Genomic DNA, 19,736 nt, shown 5'->3' with positions numbered 1-19,736 from the left:
CGTGAGCGAGCGGATCACCGACCCCACGACCGCGAGCTGGTACGAGGCGAGCGCCCGCGCCCGCCTCGACGGCCTGCTCGACGCAGGCAGCTTCCGCGAGTTCATCGGCCCCGAGCAGCGCCGGATGAGCCCGCACCTGCCACTCTTCGATCTGCCGCGCGCCTTCGACGACGGCATGGTCGTCGGGGCGGGCCGCCTTGACGGAAAGCCCGTCCTCGCCGCCGCGCAAGAGGGCCGCTTCATGGGCGGAGCCTTCGGTGAGGTGCACGGCGCCAAGCTCGTCGGGCTGCTGCGCGCGGCTCTGGCGCAAAAGCCTGCAGCAGTGCTGATCCTGTTCGACACCGGCGGCGTGCGCCTACAGGAGGCCAATGCCGGCGAGACCGCCATCGCCGAGGTGATGCGCGCCATCACGGAGGTGCGCGCGGCGGGCGTGCCGGTGATCGGGCTGATCGGTGGGAGAGCCGGGGCCTATGGCGGGGGCGGGCTGATCGCGGCCACCTGCTCGCGGCTCGCAGTCTCGGAGGGCGGGCGCATCAGCGTCTCGGGGCCGGAGGTGATCGAGACGAACAAGGGAGCAGAGGAGTTCGACTCCCGCGACCGGGCGCTGGTCTGGCGCACGATGGGCGGCAAGCACCGGCGCCTCACGGGCGGCGCGGACGCCTTTGCGGACGACACGGTCGTGGCCTTCCGGCGGGTGGCCCTCGCCCTGATAGCGCGCGCGCCGGCCTTCGACCTCGCGACGCTCGAGGCCGAGCAGGCACGACTGGAGAAGCGCCTGGAACGCTTCAGTGCTTGCCGCGACGGCACCGAGATCTGGGCGCGCCTCGGAGTGAACGATCCGGCCACGGTGCCCGGAATGACGACGGCCGAGTTCGACGCCCTTCTGGCCAGCCTCGCGGAGACCACCCATGACGCTCGCTGAAATCCTCTCCTCGCTATTCCCCGAGGGCCATGCCGTCGCGGTGTCGGACGGGCTCGTGAGTGGTGAGGGACCGTTCCGCGGCGGTCGGCTCGCGGTGATCGGCATCGACGGCGACGTAGCCCTCGGCGTCGAGGGCGCCTGCCACCTCGCAGGTCACGTCCTCGACGTGGTGCGCCGGGGCGAGCGCACGCCGATCCTGGTGGCGATCGACTCCGACAGCCAGCGCATGAGCCGGCGCGACGAGCTGCTCGGCCTCAACGAGTACCTCGCGCACCTCGCCAAAACCCTGCTGCTCGCTGACCAGAAAGGCCACCCCACGGTCGGGCTGATCTATGGGCACTCGGCGGCAGGCGCCTTCATCGCGACGGCGCTCGCGACCCGGGTCCTCGTCGGACTGCCGGGGGCGAACCCGAGCGTGATGGACCTGCCCTCGGTCGCTCGGGTGACGAAGCTGCCCCTCGACCGGCTGGAGGCGATGGCCAAGGACACACCCGTGTTCGCGCCCGGCCTCGACAACATGGTGCGGACCGGCGCCGTACAAGCGGTGCTCGACCCGCAGCGTCCGCTCGGGCCCCAGATCGCCGCCGTGATCGACGCGATGCCGGAGCGCGACGCGCGCGACCGCGTTGGGCGCGAGCGCGGGGGGCGGCCGCTTGCCGAGGAGATCGCCGCGCAGGTGGTGCGGGACGCTGCCCTTGGCTGAGGTCTACCGGCGCCACGACCTCCTCGACGTGGAGCCGCAGGCCTGGGCGGGCGTGTTAGCTGGCCGGCCAGACATTGAGGGCGTGCCGCACGTGGCCGAATGGGCGCAGATGCGACGCCCGGTCATCCTGCGCCGGTCCCACCCAGGGGAGGAGGGGCTGGTGCCGGTCGGCCTGCCGCTGCCGCCGCGGGACGGCAAGCGCCGCATCGGTCTCGCACTCCCGCCCGCTTCGGTCCGGCCAAGGTCCTGGATGGCCCTGTCCGAAGCGCGCGGTGCCTGTCCGAGACCTTGGGCGGCGACGCTTACGGCGGTCGTGGCACTCGGCGAGCGCCACGACCTCGTTCCCCGCCCGTTCGGCAGCCTGCTCTGGCAAAGCCTGACGGGCCTTCCCTACCTATCAGAGACCTCGGATCTCGACCTGCTCTGGCCTGTGGCAGGAGCGGTCCCGCGCGGGCTCCTCGGCGGCATCGCGGCGATCGAGGCGCAGGCGCCGATGCGCCTTGACGGCGAGATCCTGCTGCCCGACGGGGGCGGCGTGAACTGGCGCGAGTTGCACGCCGCCGCCCCGGGCGATGCCGTGCTCGTCAAGCACCGCGATCGTCTTGCCATGCGCAAGGCCGGCTCGATCCTGGCGGGAGACCCTGAATGAGCGCGCTCCCGGTCCTCTCTCCACGTGCGGACGACGATCTCGGCGCGGCCGTCCTCGAGATCGCGAGGGCGGCTGCGGCGGCTCTTCGGTCCGAACTCGACACCTACCCGAAGCCTGGCCTAGTCAGTCCTGTCGATGCCGGTAGCCACGCGGACATGGACGCGAGCACGTTCCGGGCGAGCGCCGCGGCGATCGCGCCCTTCTTCGCCGACCTCGCGCTCGCGGGAGCGGCAGGAGCGCCGATGCCGGCTCTGCGCCGCATTGGCCTCGTCGCGGAGGCGGCGATGCGGGCGGCGACGGGGGGCGTGAACACGCATCGTGGGGCCATCTTCGGGCTCGGCCTCCTCTGCGCAGCGGCCGGCGCCCTGCCGGGAGCCGGCGCAGGGGCGCTCGGCCGCCTCGTGCGGGAGCGCTACGGCGAAGCGATCCTCAACGGTCCGGTCCTGCTGCATGCTCCCGGCGCGCGGGCGCGTCGCCGCCACGGCATCGGCGGCGCGCCGGCCGAGGCCGCTGCGGGCTTCCCATCCCTTTACCAGGTCGGCTTGCCGGCCCTGCGCCGCGGCCGACGGCTGCGTCCGGACGATCCTGACGCCGCGTGCGTCGAGACCTGCCTCTCCCTGATCGCGCATCTCGAAGACACCAACCTCCTGCATCGGGGTGGGCCGGAGGGCTACGCCTTCGCACGGACGCAAGCCGCGCGGTTCATTGCTGAGGGGGGCGTGGCGCAGCCCGATTGGCGTGACCGCGCGGAGGCGCTGCACCGCGCCTTCGTGGCCCGCAATCTCAGCCCCGGCGGCGCCGCGGATCTCCTCGCCATGACGCTGTTCGTCGATGGCATCGAGGCGACGGCGTGACTCTCGCTGTGCTCCTCTCGGGCCAGGGGGGCCAGCATCCCGGCATGTTCGACCTCACGGCCGAGTGGCCGGCCGCCGAGCCGGTCTTCGCGGCAGCCGCCCGCGTGCTCGGGAGCGACCCGCGAGCGCTTGTCCAGACTGCGGGGGCGAACCTACACGACAACCGTACCGGGCAGATCCTCTGCTGCGCCGCTGCCTTGGTGGGGTGGACGATCGTCGAGGCGGCGCGCCCGGTCCGCGTGATCGTCGCGGGCTACAGCATCGGCGATCTTGCGGCCTGGGGCTGTGCGGGCCGCCTCGACCCGGAAGCCATCCTGCGCCTCGCGGCCGCCCGCGCGGAGGCTATGGACGCGGCGGCGCCCGAGGGGTTCGGGCTTGCCGGGATCCGGGGCTTGAGCCTCGCGGTCATCGACGGGCTTGCCGAGCGGCACAGCTGTCACCTGGCCATCCGCAACGCCGCCGACAGCGCGGTGGTTGGCGGCGCGGCGGGCGCGCTCAATGCCCTGTGCACAGAGGCACGTGCAGCCGGCGCATTACGCGCCGTCGTTCTGCCGGTGCAAACCCCGTCGCACACGCCGTTCCTGATCGAGGCAAGCCGGCGCTTCGAAGAGGTTTTTGGGCGGGAGAGCCTGCGACGTCCGCCCCCGGGCGCCCCGCGGCTGATCAGTGGCCTTGATGGGGCGCCCGTGTTTGACCTCCGATTGGGCGTTGCCAAGCTGGCACGGCAGATCTCGCACACGATCGACTGGGCCGCCTGTCTGGAAGCATGCCGCGAGTATGGTGCGCAAACGGTGCTGGAACTCGGTCCGGGACACGCACTCACGACTATGGCTCGTGATGCGATCCCCGAGGCACGAGCGCACGCCGTTGAAGAATTTCGGTCCGTCGATGGAGTAGTTGATTGGATAAATCTATTTGCGAAATAATTTATACTATTGCACTACCGAAGTAATTCTGGAGAGTCGAAGCCTTGGACGTGCGTAGCACCGTCATCAAAAGGGCGGAGACCTCCCAGGTCCCTGGTTCCATACGCCGCGCTTACGCGAACGGGTCGGCCTCGCGCGGGAGGGCGAGCACAGCCGCTTGCTGGCCGTCTGCAACCTTTCGCCGGTCCGAGGACCACCCCCTGGCGGGTCTCGCGGAGCTTCGTCTTGAATGAGCCGAGCCCACACAGCTCGACCTTGTCCTCTTGCACGAGAGCCTCCGCATCCTGTCCAGGATCGCGCGCACGGCCGCGTCGGACTTGCCGGGGTGGAGGTGCGGTTTCAACTCCGCAATGTGTCGGATGAGATGCGCCCTCATCATGTGAGCGCGACGTCGCGTAGCCGGCCTAAAGCTGCAGGTTGGTCTCAATCAAGACGGTGTCGCTGTCGAAGGAGGCAGCGTGCCACGCGCCCGCGGGGAAGTGGAACACCTGGCCCGGCCCGAAGAGACGCTGGCCCTGCTCCGTTTCGAGGGTTCCCGAGCCCGCGATCACCTGCACGAACTGCTCGTACGGGTGGCTGTGGCGTCCGGCCTTCGTGCCGGCGGGCACACGCATCATGACAAGAGAGGCACCTTCGCCCGGGAGCACGCGCTTGGCGACGCCAGTTGGCGCGCGCTCCTCCGAGATATCGTCCCAGGCGATGCAATGCCGGTTCAGCGTCACCCTACCCTCCTCGTCATGCGGAGATGACGGTCACCGTGACGTCGATGTTGCCCCGCACGAATCGACGATGCTCATCACCATGTCCGTGCGTGCTTCGTCCTTCAGGTCCGCCGGCACTAGGGATGGGCCGGGCAGCACGGTGTTGAGGTAGCGCGTGATGGCTGCGGTCTCAATGACGCGAAAGCCGTCGACGTCCACCACCGGCACCTTGCCGAAAGGATGGCGGGTGAGGTGCTCCGCCGATTTCGGCTCCCCCTTGAGCACGTCGACGGGCACCTGCTCGTAGCCGTTCACCCCCTTCTCGGAGAGCAGCATCCGGACCGTGCGGACGTAGGTTGAGCCGCTGAAACCCCAGAGCGTGATCTTCATCACTGTCACCCCTGATTTCGGGGATGAATGTATGTCGCTCGGAATGACCAGCAATGGTCAACCAACAATGAGCTTGATGGTGTGGATGGCTCCTGATGACGAGAACTGACGGTGTCATCCTGGGGCAGCGATGCCGTAGCAGAGGCTGCCCCAATTATCATGCCTACTTGGTCACCTCCTTGGTGGGGCCGATCCCGCCAGGACGGAGGCGCGCGGCGCGCCCCACGTCCACATCCGCGACGGTATCAGGGCGCAGCCCCACCTCGCCCGCTGGCCCGCCTGATCGTCCGCGTTCGGCCAAGCGGACGCCCGCGGCACGTCGCATGACGGCCACGCATGAGCTCCCGGCGCTGTTTCGCCCCACTTCCGCAATGGCGCTACCGCACCTCTAACGCGCCGTCCAAGCAGAATGAAACGGGTAGCAGGGTGAGTGGTTGGTCGGCAAAGGAGAACGCCGAGGTCCTCAGCCCTGTCCGCCGATTGGCGTCAGCGCGTAGTCCAGACCGTGGAGGCCGGCATCTCCCGGCACCAAGCGGCTGAGCGCTTCGGGGGCAGCTTGGCCATCGCGAGTCGCTAACGTGAGAAGGTGCTCACGATCCGGCCAACCACCCTCGATGGCGTGCAGGCTCCCGCCCACCATGCGCTGGACAAGATACCGGAGCACGGAGAACCGGACCGTCCCGATCTCGCCGATATAGTTGGGCTGCTAAGGCAGAAGGCTATTGAGGACCGCTGGACCCGTCTTCAGACGTGATAGCCGGAGGGCTCGGGGCTGAGAGCGATCGGCATTCTGACATGAAACTGAACAGGGACCAGGTCCACCTCTGTCCATGCACATATATGGGACATGCGTTGGACACGCCTCAGGCCAGTACAAGCTAAGTGCTTGATAGATATGGCGCTCCCAAGGGGACTCGAACCCCTGTTTTCGCCGTGAGAGGGCGACGTCCTAGACCGCTAGACGATGGGAGCTTGCCCGAGCGGTGAGCGGGGGTATAGCGACGGGCTCCCGGCTGCACAAGCCTGAAAACGCAGCGGGCGGACGCTTTTCGACGGGAGTGCAGGGTGGAGAACGAGGTCAGGGTCTCGGAGATTCCGGCAGGCGGGGCGCCCGAGCGCCTCGACCGCGCGCTCGCCCGCCTGTGGCCCGACCTCTCGCGCAACCGCCTCCAGGGACTGATCCGCGAGGGCGGGGTGCGCCTCGACGGGGCGGAGATCCGGGACGGGGCCGTGAAGGTCGCGGGCGGGCAGCGCGTGGCGGTCGCGGTGCCGCAGGCCCTGCCGGCGACGCCCGCGGCGCAGGCGCGCGATCTCGCCATCGTCTACGAGGACGACGACCTCATCGTGATCGACAAGCCCGCCGGCCTCGTCGTGCATCCGGCGCCCGGACATCCGGACGGGACCCTCGTCAACGCCCTGATCGCCCATTGCGGGGCCAGCCTCTCGGGCATCGGCGGGGTGCGCCGGCCCGGCATCGTGCACCGCCTCGACAAGGACACGAGCGGCCTCCTGGTCGTCGCCAAGAACGACCTCGCCCATGCGGGCCTGAGCCTGCAATTCGCCGATCACGGGCGCTCGGGCATGCTGGAGCGCGCCTACCTCGCCCTGGTCTGGGGCGTGCCCGCGCCCCGCAACGGCACGATCGACGCCGCCCTGGCGCGCTCCGAGCGCAACCGCGAGAAGATCGCGGTCGTGCGCCCGGAGCAGGGCCGCCATGCGGTCACGCATTACCGCACCGAGGCCGTCCTCGGGGCGCGCGAGCCGGTCGGTCAGATCCGCTGCCGGCTGGAGACGGGACGCACGCACCAGATCCGCGTCCACCTCGCGCATCGCGGTCACCCGCTGCTCGGCGACAGAACCTACGGGGCGGCCTTCCGCACCAAGGCCGCCCGCCTCGATCCGGAGGCGCGGGAGGCCCTCGACGCCCTCGGCCGGCAGGCGCTGCACGCGGCCGTGCTGGGCTTCGTCCATCCGCGCAGCCACGCGGTCCTGCGCTTCGAGAGCCCGCTGCCCGCCGACCTCGCGCGGCTCGTCGCGGCGCTCGGCCCGCATGCCGGGGGCGCGGCCCGCGTCTGAGCGCCGCAGCGGCACGCTCCCGCGCCTCCGCCGCCCCAACGCCGGCGGCGGCGCGGCGCATCGCGACGCATGCACCAACCCGAGGGTTGCGCGTTGATCGCGGCGGACCACCCGTCCGTCGCTACCCGCCGGCGCCCCGGCCTGCTATAAAGGCCGTTCGGACGGCCGGCCGCTCGGAGGCCGTTCGCGCTCGCCCTCGCCGGGGAGCTTCCAGGAGGTTTGAATGGCTGCTGCACTGCCGGTGCTCGCCAATGAGGGGGGCCTGTCCCGCTATCTCGACGAGATCCGTCGCTTCCCAATGCTGGAGCCGACGGAGGAGTACATGCTCGCCAAGAGCTGGCGCGAGCACGGAGACCGCGAGGCGGCCCACAAGCTGGTCACGTCCCACCTGCGCCTCGTCGCCAAGATCGCGATGGGCTATCGCGGCTACGGCCTGCCGATCGGCGAGGTCGTGTCCGAGGGCAATGTCGGCCTGATGCAGGCCGTGAAGCGCTTCGACCCCGACAAGGGCTTCCGCCTGGCCACCTATGCCATGTGGTGGATCAAGGCGGCGATTCAAGAATACATCCTGCGCTCGTGGTCGCTCGTGAAGATGGGCACGACCGCGAACCAGAAGAAGCTGTTCTTCAACCTGCGCAAGGCGAAGGGCCGCATCTCGGCCCTCGACGAGGGCGACCTGCGCCCCGAGCAGGTGAAGCAGATCGCCACGCGCCTCGGCGTGCCCGAGCAGGACGTGATCGAGATGAACCGCCGCCTCAGCGGCGACGCCTCGCTCAACGCCCCCCTGCGCGAGGAGGGCGAGGGCGAGTGGCAGGATTGGCTGGTGGATGACAGCCCGAGCCAGGAAGCCGTGCTCGCCCGCGAGGAGGAGGGGCAGAACCGCCTCGCCGCCCTGCGGGACGCGCTCAGCGTGCTCAACCCGCGCGAGCGGCGCATCTTCGAGGCCCGGCGCCTCGCCGAGGAGCCGATCACCCTGGAGGACCTGTCGAGCGAGTTCGGCGTCTCCCGCGAGCGGGTGCGCCAGATCGAGGTCAGGGCGTTCGAGAAGGTTCAGGACGCCGTGAAGCGCAACCTCGCCAGCCGCGAGACCGCGCGGACGAGCGTGCCGGCCTAGAGACCTTCCGCCGGCGGCGCCGTTCCGCGACGGCGCGAAGCGCCCTGGGGCGCGTCGCGACGGGTCGTACGAGATCCGACGGATTGCGTCGCCATGCGGATTTGGGTTTCGCTCAGGCGCCGCACGGGCGTGTCGGACGTTGTCCGGACGTGACCGTCCGGGAAGCGGATCAGGCCGTGCCCGGCGGGCCGTGCGACGCCGCGCGGCTCACTTCCACTGCTCGAAGGCCTCGCGCATCACCCGGTCGCCGGCGCTGCCCTTCTCGAAGGTCAGGATCGCCCGCCCGCCCGAGGCGTAGCGGATCGGCAGGTCGATCCAGTTGCGCCGCAGCATCAGGTCGGTGTTGCGCTCGATGTCGCCCTTGAGGTTCGAGAGGCCGATCAGGAAGATGTTCTCGCGCACGGGCACCGGCAGGCCGGAGACCGGGGAGCCGCGGGCGCTCTCGTCGTCCTTGAACTGCAGCAGGCCGACGTCGCGGACATTGCGCGAGGGGTCGGTCGGGGTGAAGGTCAGCTCGATCACGTGCGAGGCCGGCAGGGTCGCGTCGGTGTTGCGGCGGATCACCATGGCCACGGTCAGGCCGGCCTCCTGCGCTTCCGCGGTGGCGCGGACCACCGTCTGCAGCGGCTGACCCTGGCCGGCATTGACCGCATCGAGGCGCCAGACCACCTGGCCGGCGGCCGCCCGCGGCCCGTTATTCGGTCCGCCGGCCTCCTCGTAGAGGGTGGCGCGCTGGGCGATGGTGATGTCGGGGGCGCCGGCGCGGGTCGGCGGCGGGGCCGCCGCCGCCACGGGGGGCGCGGCCGGCGCGCGCTCGCCCCCGACGCGGTCGGCGAATTTGGAATCCTGCGGCTCGGGCGGGCGCTCGGCGGCGTTCTCGCTGATCTTCGACTGCACGGTCGCGGGGGTGTCGCGCAGCGACCAGGCCGCCGCCGCGATGGCGCCGATCACGGCCGCCAGCGCCGCCGCCACGATGCCGTTGCGCAACAGGCGCGAGCGGTCCCCCTTGGGCCGCACCACGTCGATGCGCGGCCGCTGCCGGGCCGGCGAATCGTCGGGGGCGAGGTCCGCCGCGGTCTCGACCGGGCGCGGGCGCTCGGGCTCGGGCAGCTTCAGGGCGACCGGGGGCCCGGGCTCGGGCAGGTCGGGCTCGGACGGGGGAGGCGGCTCCGCCGCCGGCGCGACCGCCGCCGCGGGCGCCTCGCCGGGGACGGCGGCCGCGGCGGCAGGCTCGGGCACCTTCGCGCCGAACTCGTCCTCGAGCCGGCCGATCGCGGCGTCGAGGGAGCGGCGCTCCGCGTCGATGTCCTCCTCGGAGAGGGGAGGGTCGAGGGAGCGCAGCTGCCCGGTCAGGGCCGCGCGCGCGCGCTCGTAGACCGCCTCGCGCATGTCCGGCGAGCGGTCGGGCAGCGCGTCGAGCGCCCGGGCGAGCAGGGGATAGTAATCTGCCATGATCCGGCGCCTGCCATGTCGCGGCAGAGCGGCCGCGTCAAGCTTCGCGGCGCCACACCCGGCCGCAAAGCCGACCGGCCTCAATCCTCGAAGGGCAAAGCCGACCGGCCTCAATCCTCGAAGGGATTGTGGACCAGGATGGTGTCGTCGCGCTCGGGCGAGGTCGACAGCAGGGCGACCGTGGCGCCGATCAGCTCCTCGATGCGCCGCACGTACTTGATCGCCTGGGCGGGCAGTTCGGCCCAGGAGCGCGCGCCCGCGGTGGTCTCGAACCAGCCGTCGATGGTCTCGTAGACCGGCTCGACCCGGGCCTGGTCCGCCTGACTCGCCGGCAGGTGGTCGATCAGCCTGCCGTCGAGGCGGTAGCCGGTGCAGATCTTGATCGTCTCGAACCCGTCCAGGATGTCGAGCTTGGTGAGCGCGATCCCGTCGATGCCGGAGGTGCGCACGGTCTGGCGGACGAGGGCGGCGTCGAACCAGCCGCAGCGGCGCTTGCGGCCCGTGACCACGCCGAACTCGCGGCCGCGCTCGCCGATCTTCTCGCCGATCGCGTCGGTGAGTTCGGTCGGGAAGGGGCCCTCGCCCACCCGGGTCGTGTAGGCCTTGACGATGCCGAGCACGTAGCCGATCGCCGAGGGGCCGAGGCCCGACCCGGTCGCGGCCTGCGCGGCGACGATGTTCGAGGACGTGACGTAGGGGTAGGTGCCGTGATCGACGTCGAGGAGCGCGCCCTGTGCCCCCTCGAACAGGATGCGCTGGCCGCCGCGCCGCGCCTCGTCGAGGAGCACCCACACCGTGTCGGCGTAGGGCAGGATCTTGGGAGCGATCGCGAGGAGCTCGGCCTTGAGCGCCGCCCCGTCCACCTCCTCGATGCCGAGGCCGCGCCGCAGGGCGTTGTGGTGGGCGAGGAGCCGCTCGATCTTGGCGCCGAGGAGCGCCTCGTCGGCGAGGTCGACCACCCGGATGGCGCGCCGCCCCACCTTGTCCTCGTAGGCCGGGCCGATGCCGCGCTTCGTGGTGCCGATCTTCAGGGTGGCGTTGGCGGTTTCGCGGAAATGGTCGAGCTCGCGGTGCAGCGGCAGGATCAGGGTCGCGTTGTCCGCGATGCGCAGGGTCTCGGGCGTGATCGAGACGCCCTGCGTGCCGATCCGCGCGATCTCGTCGACGAGGTGCCAGGGATCGACCACGACCCCGTTGCCGATCACCGAGAGCGTCCCGCCGCGCACGACGCCGGAGGGGAGCAGCGACAGCTTGTAGGTCACCCCGTCGATCACGAGCGTGTGGCCGGCATTGTGGCCGCCCTGGAAGCGCACCACCACGTCGGCCTGCTCGGCGAGCCAGTCGACGATCTTGCCCTTGCCCTCGTCGCCCCACTGGGCGCCCACGACGACGACGTTCGCCATCCTCTGATCCGATCCTGTGCACGCAGACGGACAGCCCCGGCGGCGGGCCGGGGCTGTCGCATCGGGCGGTCTTGGGCGATCCGGGCCGGGAAATCAAGGAAGGCCGGGGAACGCCGCGCGCCGCCCGACCCGCCTGCTCGGCCTCGCGCCGACTTGGCCTCGCCGACTTGGCCTCGCCTACTTGGCCTCGCCTACTTGGCCTCGCCTGCTTGGCCTCGCGCCTACTTGGCCTCGGTCGCCGGCCCGTTGCCCGGCAGGTCGCCCGGCCTGATCACCCGGGTGGAGTTCGGGTCGGGCACCGGCGGCTTCACGGTCATGTCGGGCGTGGCGGAGGTCGGCGGCTTCAGCACGCCGTCCGACCTCTCCAGCCTGTCGCTGAGGGTCGAGCCGGTCGCGTCGGTATCGGAGGGCGGGCGCATCTTCTCGGGGATGCGCTCGTTCGGCGGCGGCAGGGGCGAGGTGTCCCGCCCCTGGAGCGGCGCGCCGGGCGTTTGGGCCAAGCCCGCGGTCGTGAAGCCCGCGGTGGTGAGGCCCGCGGTGCCCATCAGCGCGGCGAGCGCGAGCACGGCACCGTGCGTCAGCTTCGGCATCTCTCTCTCCTGAGGTCTCGCCAGGGAAACCGGGCGGGGCGCCGTCCGGTTCCGGCAAAGCTCAGGAGGCCGGCGCGGGACCTCAGGCGGTCGCCATCTCCAGGTAGAGCCCGCGCAGGCGGCGGGTGTGGGGCCCGGGCTGGCCGCCGCCGACGCGCTGGCCGTCGATCTCGACCACCGGCATCACCAGGGCCGAGGCGCTGGTGAAGAACGCCTCCGCGGCCCGCAGCGCCTCGTCGAGGGAGAAGGGGCGCTCCTCGATGGTCAGGCCGGCCTCGGCGGCGAGGCGGATCACGGCCTCGCGGGTGATGCCGGGCAGGATCGCGGTCGAGAGCGGCCGGGTGACGATGCGCCCGTCCTCCGTGATGATGAAGGCCGTGGAGGAGCCGCCCTCGGTGACGAAGCCGTCCTCGTGCATCCAGGCCTCGTTGGCGCCGGCCGCCGCCGCCTGCTGCTTGGCCAGCACCTGCGCGAGGAGCGCCACCGACTTGATGTCCCGGCGCTTCCAGCGCAGGTCCTCGACCGAGATCACCTTGGCGCCGCGCTCGGCCAGGGGGTTGGCCGCGACGCTCTTCTCCTGCGTGAACATCACCACGGTCGGGGGCGTGCCGGCGGGCGGGAAGGGGAAGTCCCGCTCGTGGACGCCGCGCGTGACCTGCATGTAGACGAGGCCTTCCTTGAGGCCGTTGCGCGCCACGAGCCCCTCCTCCAGGGCGGTCCAGCCCTCCTGATCGAAGGGATTGGCGATGCCGATCTCCCGGAGCGAGCGGTCGAGGCGGTCGAGATGCGCCGCGTTGTCGACGAGCCGGCCGTTCAGCACCGCGCTGACCTCGTAGATCCCGTCCGCGAACAGGAAGCCGCGATCCATGATCGGGATCGCCGCCTCGGCGTAGGGGAGGAAGCGGCCGTTGACGTAGACGATGCGCGACATGGGTGATGGTCCTGCGGGGCAGCTTTTCCTTCAAGCATCGGAGACGATCCCGCCGCAAGCGCATTCCGCGGGCCTCCGGCATGCGGGGGAGGCGGTTGCGCCGCCCCGGGGCTCGGGGAGGGGCGTCCCCGGGGGCCGAGCGGCCCTCAGCTCTCGCCGAAGACGCGGCGGAAGATCGTGTCGACGTGCTTGTAATGGTAGCCGAGGTCGAAGCAGGCCTCGATCGCCTCGGGCGAGAGCGCCGCGCTCACCTCCGGATCGGCCTTGAGCAGGGTCAGGAACTCGCCCTCGCCGCGCCAGACCGGCATCGCGTTGCGCTGCACGAGCCGATAGGCGTCCTCCCGCGACAGGCCGGCCTGGGTCAGGGCCAGCAGCACGCGCTGCGAGTGGACGAGGCCGCCGAGCCGGTCGAGGTTGCGCTGCATGTTGTCCGGATAGACGAGCAGCCTGTCGATCACCCCGGTGAGCCGCGCCAGGGCGAAGTCGAGGGTGACGGTGGCGTCCGGCCCGATCATCCGCTCGACCGAGGAATGCGAGATGTCGCGCTCGTGCCAGAGGGCGACGTTCTCCATCGCCGGCAGCGCGTAGGCGCGCACCATGCGGGCGAGCCCGGTCAGGTTCTCCGTCAGGACCGGGTTGCGCTTGTGCGGCATGGCCGAGGAGCCCTTCTGGCCCTCGGAGAAGTACTCCTCCGCCTCCAGCACCTCCGTGCGCTGCAGGTGGCGCACCTCGATCGCCAGCCGCTCGATCGAGGAGGCGATCACGCCGAGCGTCGCGAAGTACATGGCGTGGCGGTCGCGGGGGATGACCTGGGTCGAGACGGGCTCGGGCGTCAGGCCCATCTTCTCGGCCACGTATTCCTCGACCCGCGGGTCGATATTGGCGAAGGTGCCGACGGCGCCCGAGATCGCGCAGGTCGCGACCTCGCGCCGGGCCGCGACGAGCCGCTCGCGGGCGCGGGCGAATTCCGCGTGGGCCTGGGCGAGCTTCAGCCCGAAGGTGACCGGCTCGGCGTGGATGCCGTGCGAGCGGCCGATGGTCGGGGTGAGCTTGTGCTCGAAGGCCCGGCGCCGCAGGGCGGCGAGCAGCCCGTCGAGATCCGCCAGGAGGAGGTCGGTGGCGCGCACCAGCTGCACGTTGAGGCAGGTGTCGAGCACGTCCGACGAGGTCATGCCCTGGTGGACGAAGCGGGCCTCCGGCCCGACGATCTCGGCGAGGTGGGTCAGGAACGCGATCACGTCGTGCTTGGTGACGCGCTCGATCTCGTCGATGCGCGCCACGTCGAAGACCGCGTCGCGGCCCTTCTCCCAGATCGTCTCCGCGGCCTCCCTCGGCACGACGCCGATCTCGGCGAGCGCCGTGGTGGCGTGCGCCTCGATCTCGAACCAGATCCGGAAGCGCGTCTCCGGCGACCAGATCGCCGTCATCTCGGGGCGGCTGTAACGGGGGATCATCGGGCGCCTCGCATGCGGAAGGATCTGAGCATGCGGGCGCGGGTAGCACGGGGCGGGGAGGGGCTCAACGCGCCGCCGCGCCGCCGCGAACCGCCTTGACCCGCGAGGCGACCGCATGCCCTAACTTGACGTTGCGGCAGTTGGGATGCGTCGCCGCGGCGAGGCGCTGTCTTCGGGATGCGGAGCATGGCTGGATTGGCCGGACCGGACGGGAATGCCCGCGCGGCGGGTCGGGAGGCGGCCGGATGGCCGGGTGCCGGGCCGGCCGCCGCGGTCGCGGTGCTGACCGCGCTCCTCGGCTGGTTCTGGATCCTGCCCGCCACGCGGCAGGCGACCGGTCCAGACGCCGCGTCGGTGAGCCTCCTCGACGAGGTCGCCCCGGAGGATCTTCAGGATGCCGTGGCGACGCTCGACCCGTCGGATCCCCTGGTCGCGCAGATCCGGCAGCGGCGCGAACGCTGCGCCGTGAGGCTCGCCTGGGTGTCGATCGTGCGCGCACCGAAGGCGGCGGCGGGGTCGATCCGGCTGCGGTCGGGCCCCTACGTCTCTCCCGCCTTCAGCCTGCCCGATGCCCCGCGCCGCGTCGCGATCCCCTATCCGGCACCCTACGAGGCGGGACGCGGCACCCTCGCGGTCTTCCGCGCGGGCGGCGCCGCGACCCTCGCGCTGATGCCGGCGTGGCAGGTCCCGCCGGGAGCGGGCGAGGCGACCCAGCCGGTGACGTGGCGCCCCTCCGCGCGCTGCGGCCGCGCCGATGGCTAAGCCCTTGAGGTGGCTTCGCGACCAGCTCGGTCCGACACCGGTCGTCAGCCTGTGCATGCTCGCGATGGTGGGCCTGTCCATCCTGTCGGTGTTCCGCATCACGCCGACCGTCCCGGCCTGGCTGGGCTACGGCTCGCTCGCAACCCTGGTCGCGGATGCGAATGCCTGCGCGGTCTCGCGCGTGATGCGGCTCTGGCCGCTTGTCGCCGGCACGCGCCCGGGCGCCTTCCGCGTCGTCCCGACCGGCCCGCACGAGGCCGTCGCTTCGCTCGACCGGCTGATCGGCCTCGCCGAGGTGAAGGCGGAACTCCGCACGTTGATCGAGCGCCTCAAGGTCGAGGCCGCCCGCCGCGACGCGGGGATGCGGGTCAGCCCCCTCTCCCTGCACATGGTGTTCACGGGCCCGCCGGGCGTCGGCAAGACCGTGGTCGCCCGCCTGTACGGCGCCGCCCTGCGCGAACTCGGGGTTCTCGAGAGCGGCCACATCGTCGAGACCGACCGCTCCGGGCTGGTGGCGGGCTATGTCGGCCAGACCGCGCTCAAGACGCGCCAGCGCATCGCCGAGGCGCTCGACGGGGTGCTGTTCATCGACGAGGCCTACGCGCTCGCGCCGCGGCAGGGCGACGCGTTCGGCCAGGAGGCGATCGACACCCTCCTCAAGGAGATGGAGGACCAGCGCGACCGGCTGGTCGTCATCGTCGCGGGCTACCCGGAACCGCTGCAGGACTTCCTGCGCAGCAATCCCGGCCTGCCCTCGCGCTTCACGAAGACCCTGGCCTTCGCGCCCTACGACGACGAACTGCTCGCGATCATCCGGGCGATGGCCGAAGCGGAGGGGCTGCGCTTCGAGGACGGGTGCGACGCGCGCCTGAGGGCCTCCTTCGCGCGCGAGCGCGCGCGACCGAGCTTCGCGAATGCCCGGACCGCCCGAACCTTGCTCGAACGCGCGCGGGAGGCGCAGGCGGTCAGGATCGGGCCGCTTCTCGGTGCCGGCAGCGTCGATCTCGCGACCCTCACCGCCGCCGACGTCGAGGCGGCGACGGGGCGTGCCGCATGAGCGCGGCCCTTGCCAAGCTCGCCTACATCCACCGCCGTCTCTGGCAGCGGGACGGCACCTATCGGGCCGCCTTCCTGCTCGGGCCGATGCCGCTGCTGGGCGCCGCCGTCGCGGCCGCGCTCTGGTTCGGCCTCGCGGTGGCGGAGGCGCCCGCGCCGGCGCGCCCAGCCCCGCCTCCCTGGGCGGAGCCGCATGCCGGCCCGCTTCCGTCCGGGCCCCTGCGCGCCGAGCCGCCGGTCGCCCCGCTGCCCGCCGCGCGGGCGGGCGGAGGCTATGTCGGCTACGAGACGGGCTGGTACGGGACCCTGCACAAGGTGGAGATGAGCCCGAGCCTGGAGATCACCGTGGCGCCGACCCCCTCGGGCCGGTTCACGGTCGAGGACGCGCAACTCGACATGGGGCCGATCCTGACCGCGAGCGTCGCGGCCGCGCCCGCGAACTACCTCGGAACGGCGAATGCCCTCCTGGCCGTGCCGGCTCCGGGCTCCTACGGCTTCGGGATGCGGATCGAGCGCGGCGCGGGTCCGCCGGCCGATTGCCTGCGCCGCCTGATCGTCGCCGGCCAGCGGCTGTTCTCCGTCGTGAGCGTGAACCTCGGCGAGGGGACGACGCGCGACGTCCCGCCGGTCGCGCTGGACCTGACGCCAGGCCTCTCCCGCATCACCGCGTACTTCGGGTGCTGGCGCGACGGCCAGCCGGTCGGTCCGGCGCGGGGCGTCGTCCTCGTGCGCCGCCCCGGCGACGCGACCCCGCTGCCGGCCCGCCCAGGGGAGATCCTGCGCCCGATCCTGCCGCCCCACCGCGCCGAATGACCGACCGGGCTGCCTTCCCTCGGCGAACTCAGCCCACCCGCGCCCAGCCCTGCGGCATCAGGCGCTCCTGGGGCCCGAACTTGGCCTTGTAATCCATCTTGCGCGAACCCTCGACCCAGTAGCCGAGATAGAGGTAGGGCAGGCCGAGGAGCCGCGCCCGCTCGATGTGGTCGAGGATCATGAAGGTGCCGAGGGAGCGGTCGGCCTCGGACGGCTCGTAGAAGGAATAAACCATCGAGAGCCCGTCCGAGAGGACGTCGGTCAGGCAGACGGCGATCGGCGCCCCGACCCCGCGGCCGTTGATCGCCGTGTCCGGCCCGCGCTTGCGGTAGACGACGAGGTGCGTCTCGACGTGGCTGTCCTCGACCATCATGGCGTAGTCGAGCACGGTCATGTCGACCATGCCGCCGTCGCCGTGCCGGGCGTCGAGGTAGCGGCGGAACAGCGCGTACTGCTCCGAGGCCGGGCGGTTCGGCTGCGGCTGGCCCACGAGGTCCCGGTTGCGCTTCAGCACCCGGCGCTGGCTCGCGCTCGGCTCGAAATCCCCCACCACCACCCGCACCGAGACGCAGGCCCGGCAGGTCTCGCAGGCCGGCCGGTAGGCGATGGTCTGCGAGCGGCGGAAGCCGCCCTGGGTGAGGATCTCGTTGAGGTCGCGGGCGCGCCGCCCGACCAGGTGCGTGAACACCTTCCGCTCGTGCTGACCCGGCAGGTAGGGACAGGGCGAGGGCGCCGTGAGGTAGAACTGAGGGGCGTCGCGCGGATGGCTCGTCACGCTGGGGACCGCTCGCTGGGGCGGCGCGCGCGCACCGCGGACCCCACCATAGCACTCCCGTTCGGCGGCTCAACAAGGCCCCACGCACGAAGCTCCCGGCTCATCCCCAGCCCCCGCTCAGGCCACGCGCACGATCGCGAGGCCGACGACGAGGTCGTGGCCGGTGCGGCGATCCGCCCGCAGGAGACCGATGCCGACGTCGCACAGCCAGAGCAGGAAGGTCGAGACCGCCACGTAGAACAGCAGCGCGTGCACGCCCGCGGTGATCCAGTCGACCGGGGCGCCGGTCTCCGCCTGCACGCCGCGCAATCCCAGCATCCGCATGCCGTAGGTGCTCTGTCCGGCCCCGCCCAGGGTCATCGCGCTGTAGAGGATGCCGCTCGCCGGCAGGATCGCGAACAGGGTCCAGCCGAGGCCGAAGGTGATCACCCCCAGGAAGGCGATCGCGAGCCAGAGCAGGCAGGTGAAGCCGAAGATGAAGACGATGTCGAGGAGGTAGGCGAGGAAGCGCCGCGTCAGCGAGGCGTGCGCGACGGGCAAAGGCGTGCCGTAGCCGGGCGCGGCCTGCGGGTAGCCCTGCCCCTGCCAGCCCTGCCCCTGCCCCTGCCAGGACGGGTCCTGCCAGTTGTTGCCCTGCCACGAATTCGCCATCGCCCGCGCTCCCTCGGGTGCGTTCCGAAGATCAAGTGGCGTCGCGGCCGGCCTCGCTCAAGACCCGCCCTTCGCATCATCGGGCGGGGGTCGCCGGTTCGGCGGCAGGAATGGCGCGGGAGCAAGATTCCCGGCAGACTTGCCCCGCGCAAGTCTGCTCAGGCCGTCGCCGTGGCGGTGCCGTGCGGGCCGATGCGGCGCGGATCGAGGCCCTCGGCCGCGAGCGTCGTCAGGATCTCGGCGGTGTGGCCGGGGCCGCGGGTCTCGATGGTCACGTCGATCGTCACGCTCTTGGCCGGCACGTCGAGGTGGAGGCGCCCGTGCGACACCTCCAGGATGTTGACGCCGAGTTCGCCGAGGCGCCCGGTCACCCGCCCGAGCACGCCGGGGCGGTCGCTCGCGGTCAGGCGGAAGGAGACGATGCGGTCCTCCCGCTCCAGCTCGCGGACCATCACGGAGGCCAGGAGCCGCGCGTCGATGTTGCCGCCGCAGAGCACGAGGCCGACCTTGCGCCCGGCGAAGCGGTCGGGATGGGCCAGCAGGGCCGCGAGCCCGGCCGCCCCCGCCCCCTCGGCGAGGCTGCGCTGCAGGGTGGCGTAGTCGTGCACCGCGCGCTCGATCTCGGGCTCGCCGACGAGGAGGATCTCCCGCACCCGGTCGCGGATGATCGGCAGGGTGAACCGCCCGACCGTCTTGACGGCGATGCCCTCCGCCAGGGTCGGCCCGCCGATCGGGCGCGCGCCGCCGTCGATCGCGTTGAGGAAGGAGGGGTAGAACGCCGCCTCGACGCCGTAGAGGTCGAGGTCCGGCCGGGCGGAGGCGGCGACCGCCATCCCGGCCATCAGCCCGCCGCCGCCGATCGGCACCACGAGGCAGTCGAGGTCGGGCGCATCCTCCAGCATCTCCAGGGCGACCGTGCCCTGGCCGGCCATCACGGCCGGGTCGTCGTAGGGGTGGACCAGGACGAGGCCCCGCGTCTCGACGAGGTCGCGGGCGGTCTCGGCCGCCTCGACCAGCGTCTCGCCCTCCAGGAGCACGGTGGCGCCGTGGGCGCGGGTGTTCTCGACCTTCACGAGGGGGGTCGTGGCCGGCATCACGATCGTGGCCGGGATGCCGAGGCGCCTCGCGTGATAGGCCACCGCCTGGGCGTGGTTGCCGGCCGACATCGCCACCACGCCGCGGCGGCGCTCGTCGGCGTCGAGCCGGCTCAGGCGGTTCGCCGCGCCGCGCTCCTTGAAGGCCCCGGTCGCCTGCATGTTCTCGTGCTTGACGAAGACCCGGGCGCCGGTGACCTCCGACAGGCGCGGCGCCGGCACCAGCGGCGTGCGCAGCACGTGGCCCCGGATGGTCTCGGCGGCCCGGGCGACGTCGTCCGGGCCGATGACGTAGGGTTCGCTCAAGATACGCCCTCGCGCTCGGCGCCGCATCCGCGGCGATTCCCGCCGTCAGAATGATCCCGGCCGCCCGCGGAGTCGATGCGCGCGTCGGCACGGCCCACCGGCCAGGGGCGATCG

General features: G+C 71.9%; 20 protein-coding genes and 1 tRNA gene. 10 read left to right on the top strand and 11 right to left on the bottom strand.

The genetic code is table 11. The annotated features are described in order from the left end of the window. Nucleotide 1 precedes the first annotated feature (1 nt). From QA634_RS34620 to QA634_RS34600, 5 genes are read left to right on the top strand one after another with little or no spacing between them, the layout of a single operon-like run. Nucleotides 2–922, top strand: a complete 921-nt coding sequence (locus QA634_RS34620) for a biotin-independent malonate decarboxylase subunit beta (protein ID WP_012336474.1) — start codon at nucleotides 2–4, stop codon at nucleotides 920–922. Then, nucleotides 909–1,625: a biotin-independent malonate decarboxylase subunit gamma gene (gene mdcE / locus QA634_RS34615; protein WP_012336473.1), complete on the top strand. Its 717-nt coding sequence runs from the start codon at nucleotides 909–911 to the stop codon at nucleotides 1,623–1,625. The genes QA634_RS34620 and mdcE overlap by 14 nt, the downstream gene beginning before the upstream one ends. After that, nucleotides 1,618–2,274, top strand: coding sequence for a malonate decarboxylase holo-[acyl-carrier-protein] synthase (gene mdcG / locus QA634_RS34610; protein ID WP_012336472.1), 657 nt, complete (start codon nucleotides 1,618–1,620; stop codon nucleotides 2,272–2,274). The genes mdcE and mdcG overlap by 8 nt, the downstream gene beginning before the upstream one ends. Then, nucleotides 2,271–3,128 carry a triphosphoribosyl-dephospho-CoA synthase MdcB gene (gene mdcB / locus QA634_RS34605; RefSeq protein ID WP_012336471.1) on the top strand — a complete coding sequence of 286 codons (858 nt, stop codon included), beginning with the start codon at nucleotides 2,271–2,273 and terminating at the stop codon, nucleotides 3,126–3,128. Before mdcG ends, mdcB begins: the two co-directional genes overlap by 4 nt. Next, nucleotides 3,125–4,054, top strand: a complete 930-nt coding sequence (locus QA634_RS34600) for an acyltransferase (RefSeq protein WP_012336470.1) — start codon at nucleotides 3,125–3,127, stop codon at nucleotides 4,052–4,054. Before mdcB ends, QA634_RS34600 begins: the two co-directional genes overlap by 4 nt. 404 nt (nucleotides 4,055–4,458) lie before the next feature. Here the strand turns inward: QA634_RS34600 and QA634_RS34595 are convergent, their stop codons facing one another. The 3 genes from QA634_RS34595 to QA634_RS34585 form a co-directional block, all read right to left on the bottom strand. After that, nucleotides 4,459–4,776: a cupin domain-containing protein gene (locus QA634_RS34595; protein ID WP_012336469.1), complete on the bottom strand. Its 318-nt coding sequence runs from the start codon at nucleotides 4,774–4,776 to the stop codon at nucleotides 4,459–4,461. Nucleotides 4,777–4,806: 30 nt separating this feature from the next. Beyond that, nucleotides 4,807–5,145, bottom strand: coding sequence for a glutathione S-transferase family protein (locus QA634_RS34590; protein WP_012336468.1), 339 nt, complete (start codon nucleotides 5,143–5,145; stop codon nucleotides 4,807–4,809). An 896-nt stretch (nucleotides 5,146–6,041) separates the two neighbouring features. After that, nucleotides 6,042–6,117, bottom strand: a tRNA-Glu gene (locus QA634_RS34585). Nucleotides 6,118–6,210: 93 nt separating this feature from the next. Here QA634_RS34585 and QA634_RS34580 point away from each other — a divergent pair. After that, nucleotides 6,211–7,221 (top strand): RluA family pseudouridine synthase, encoded by a 1,011-nt coding sequence (locus QA634_RS34580; RefSeq protein WP_012336467.1) that lies wholly within the window; start codon nucleotides 6,211–6,213, stop codon nucleotides 7,219–7,221. Nucleotides 7,222–7,444: 223 nt separating this feature from the next. Continuing rightward, a complete protein-coding gene (gene rpoH, locus QA634_RS34575; protein WP_012336466.1) occupies nucleotides 7,445–8,335 on the top strand; it encodes an RNA polymerase sigma factor RpoH in 891 nt (296 codons plus the stop codon). Nucleotides 8,336–8,542: 207 nt separating this feature from the next. On the opposite strand, the gene QA634_RS34570 is transcribed toward rpoH, so the two are convergent. The 5 genes from QA634_RS34570 to purB all read right to left on the bottom strand — a co-directional run bounded on the left by QA634_RS34570 (nucleotide 8,543) and on the right by purB (nucleotide 14,165). Further along, complete coding sequence (locus QA634_RS34570; protein WP_012336465.1) at nucleotides 8,543–9,787, bottom strand: hypothetical protein; 1,245 nt, start codon at nucleotides 9,785–9,787, stop codon at nucleotides 8,543–8,545. Nucleotides 9,788–9,897: 110 nt separating this feature from the next. Further along, a complete protein-coding gene (locus QA634_RS34565; protein ID WP_012336464.1) occupies nucleotides 9,898–11,190 on the bottom strand; it encodes an adenylosuccinate synthase in 1,293 nt (430 codons plus the stop codon). A gap of 221 nt (nucleotides 11,191–11,411) precedes the next feature. Next, complete coding sequence (locus QA634_RS34560; protein WP_012336463.1) at nucleotides 11,412–11,780, bottom strand: hypothetical protein; 369 nt, start codon at nucleotides 11,778–11,780, stop codon at nucleotides 11,412–11,414. A gap of 82 nt (nucleotides 11,781–11,862) precedes the next feature. Continuing rightward, complete coding sequence (locus QA634_RS34555) at nucleotides 11,863–12,711, bottom strand: D-amino-acid transaminase (RefSeq protein ID WP_012336462.1); 849 nt, start codon at nucleotides 12,709–12,711, stop codon at nucleotides 11,863–11,865. 146 nt (nucleotides 12,712–12,857) lie between these two features. Next, nucleotides 12,858–14,165: an adenylosuccinate lyase gene (gene purB, locus QA634_RS34550; RefSeq protein WP_012336461.1), complete on the bottom strand. Its 1,308-nt coding sequence runs from the start codon at nucleotides 14,163–14,165 to the stop codon at nucleotides 12,858–12,860. Nucleotides 14,166–14,351: 186 nt separating this feature from the next. Between purB and QA634_RS34545 the strand changes: the two genes are divergently transcribed. The 3 genes from QA634_RS34545 to QA634_RS34535 are packed head-to-tail and all read left to right on the top strand — an operon-like array spanning nucleotide 14,352 to nucleotide 16,796. Continuing rightward, on the top strand, nucleotides 14,352–14,927 hold the full coding sequence (locus QA634_RS34545; protein WP_265576488.1) for a hypothetical protein: 576 nt from the start codon (nucleotides 14,352–14,354) through the stop codon (nucleotides 14,925–14,927). A 4-nt stretch (nucleotides 14,928–14,931) separates the two neighbouring features. Next, a complete protein-coding gene (locus tag QA634_RS34540; protein ID WP_265576487.1) occupies nucleotides 14,932–15,984 on the top strand; it encodes an AAA family ATPase in 1,053 nt (350 codons plus the stop codon). Further along, on the top strand, nucleotides 15,981–16,796 hold the full coding sequence (locus tag QA634_RS34535; protein WP_012336458.1) for a hypothetical protein: 816 nt from the start codon (nucleotides 15,981–15,983) through the stop codon (nucleotides 16,794–16,796). Before QA634_RS34540 ends, QA634_RS34535 begins: the two co-directional genes overlap by 4 nt. Nucleotides 16,797–16,824: 28 nt before the next feature. Here QA634_RS34535 and QA634_RS34530 read toward each other — a convergent pair whose 3' ends face one another. The 3 genes from QA634_RS34530 to QA634_RS34520 form a co-directional block, all read right to left on the bottom strand. Further along, nucleotides 16,825–17,571: an arginyltransferase gene (locus QA634_RS34530; protein WP_012336457.1), complete on the bottom strand. Its 747-nt coding sequence runs from the start codon at nucleotides 17,569–17,571 to the stop codon at nucleotides 16,825–16,827. A 117-nt stretch (nucleotides 17,572–17,688) separates the two neighbouring features. Then, nucleotides 17,689–18,222 carry an RDD family protein gene (locus QA634_RS34525; protein ID WP_012336456.1) on the bottom strand — a complete coding sequence of 178 codons (534 nt, stop codon included), beginning with the start codon at nucleotides 18,220–18,222 and terminating at the stop codon, nucleotides 17,689–17,691. Nucleotides 18,223–18,380: 158 nt separating this feature from the next. Continuing rightward, entirely contained in the window at nucleotides 18,381–19,622 is a 1,242-nt protein-coding gene (locus tag QA634_RS34520) for a threonine ammonia-lyase (RefSeq protein WP_012336455.1), read from the bottom strand. Nucleotides 19,623–19,736: the final 114 nt, after the last annotated feature.

The organism is Methylobacterium sp. CB376, from assembly GCF_029714205.1.
GTDB lineage: Bacteria > Pseudomonadota > Alphaproteobacteria > Rhizobiales > Beijerinckiaceae > Methylobacterium.
The sequence above is the reverse complement of the archived record's forward strand: the minus strand, read 5'-3'. Positions and strand labels throughout refer to the sequence as shown.

Bases quoted from the DNA above. Each gene is read 5' to 3' on its own strand.
- mdcE (WP_012336473.1), top strand. From the start codon at position 909: ATGACGCTCGCTGAAATCCTCTCCTCGCTATTCCCCGAGGGCCATGCC.
- mdcB (WP_012336471.1), top strand. From the start codon at position 2,271: ATGAGCGCGCTCCCGGTCCTCTCTCCACGTGCGGACGACGATCTCGGC.
- QA634_RS34590 (WP_012336468.1), bottom strand. From the start codon at position 5,145: ATGAAGATCACGCTCTGGGGTTTCAGCGGCTCAACCTACGTCCGCACG.
- rpoH (WP_012336466.1), top strand. From the start codon at position 7,445: ATGGCTGCTGCACTGCCGGTGCTCGCCAATGAGGGGGGCCTGTCCCGC.
- QA634_RS34570 (WP_012336465.1), bottom strand. From the start codon at position 9,787: ATGGCAGATTACTATCCCCTGCTCGCCCGGGCGCTCGACGCGCTGCCC.
- QA634_RS34565 (WP_012336464.1), bottom strand. From the start codon at position 11,190: ATGGCGAACGTCGTCGTCGTGGGCGCCCAGTGGGGCGACGAGGGCAAG.
- QA634_RS34560 (WP_012336463.1), bottom strand. From the start codon at position 11,780: ATGCCGAAGCTGACGCACGGTGCCGTGCTCGCGCTCGCCGCGCTGATG.
- QA634_RS34555 (WP_012336462.1), bottom strand. From the start codon at position 12,711: ATGTCGCGCATCGTCTACGTCAACGGCCGCTTCCTCCCCTACGCCGAG.
- purB (WP_012336461.1), bottom strand. From the start codon at position 14,165: ATGATCCCCCGTTACAGCCGCCCCGAGATGACGGCGATCTGGTCGCCG.
- QA634_RS34545 (WP_265576488.1), top strand. From the start codon at position 14,352: ATGGCTGGATTGGCCGGACCGGACGGGAATGCCCGCGCGGCGGGTCGG.
- QA634_RS34535 (WP_012336458.1), top strand. From the start codon at position 15,981: ATGAGCGCGGCCCTTGCCAAGCTCGCCTACATCCACCGCCGTCTCTGG.
- QA634_RS34525 (WP_012336456.1), bottom strand. From the start codon at position 18,222: ATGGCGAATTCGTGGCAGGGCAACAACTGGCAGGACCCGTCCTGGCAG.